Genomic DNA, 1,073 nt, shown 5'->3' with positions numbered 1-1,073 from the left:
AGATTTCCCGCAGCGCCGGCCTGATCGGCAGGCGCACCGCGCTGGTGGCATCGGACGAGGAAGGCATCGATCCGCAGGATTTCGAGCGCGTCTGCGCGCAAAAGCATCCCAAGATGATCTTCCTGATGCCGACGGCGCAGAATCCGACGCTGGCCACCTTGTCGGCGGCGCGCCGCGAGGCGATCGCCCATGTCGCACGCGAATACAACGTCGTCCTCATCGAGGACGATCTCTATGGCAATCTGACCGATGATCCGACACCATTGCTGGCCGAGTATGCGCCTGAACGCACCATCGTCGCGGGCGGCCTGTCGAAGTCGGTCGCAGCCGGTGTGCGCGGCGGCTGGCTTTCCTGCCCGCCCGCCTACCGCCACCGCATCCGTGTCGCCCACAAGATGATGACCGGCGGCATGCCCTTCCTGCTGGCGGAGGTGAATACAAGGCTGGTGCTGTCAGGTCAGGCGGATGAGATACGCAAGCGCAGCATCGCCGAAATCGGCGCCCGCATCGCCATCGTGCGCGAGACTTTGGCCGGCTTCGCGTTCAAGTCGCATGACAGGGTGCCCTTTGTCTGGCTGACCCTGCCCGACCCCTGGCTTTCCGGCACCTTCAAGAACGCCTGCCTGGAGCACGGCGTGCTGATCGACGACGAGGACGAATTCAAGGCCGGCCGTTCCGAGCAGGTTTTCCATGGTGTCCGCTTTGGCGTTTCGCAGCCGAGACAGCGCGGGGATATCGCTGAAGGCGTCGCGGCGATCCGGCGACTTCTCGATGAAGGCCGCGCCGGCTACGACAGCTTCTCCTGACACTGCGTGGCTTTGTCCGGTTTTCCGTCGTTTTTCGTCAATCCATGGGTGTATCGGTCGCAAGGCTTGCGATAAGACGGGACTCAAAATCCCAACGTCCCGGATATAAATCGCCGCCCATGACCATTTCCAATTCCGTGCCGATCACCCCCGAGCTCATTGCCTCACACGGGCTCAAGCCCGACGAGTATCAGCGCATCCTCGATCTTGTCGGGCGCGAGCCGAGCTTCACCGAACTCGGCATCTTCTCGGCGATGTGGAATGAGC

The 1,073-nt window shown here is 62.7% G+C and carries 2 protein-coding genes; both read left to right on the top strand.

Annotated features, from left to right (window positions below):
• On the top strand, nt 1-806 hold an 806-nt coding region (locus EN893_RS35285; protein WP_164901451.1), incomplete at its 5' end, for a PLP-dependent aminotransferase family protein.
• 119 nt (nt 807-925) lie between these two features.
• On the top strand, nt 926-1,073 hold a 148-nt coding region (locus EN893_RS38445), incomplete at its 3' end, for a hypothetical protein (protein WP_164901450.1).

Source organism: Mesorhizobium sp. M7A.F.Ca.CA.004.04.2.1 (assembly GCF_004022825.1).
In the GTDB taxonomy this organism is placed as follows: domain Bacteria; phylum Pseudomonadota; class Alphaproteobacteria; order Rhizobiales; family Rhizobiaceae; genus Mesorhizobium.
This window is presented reverse-complemented; position numbering and strand designations above follow the sequence as displayed.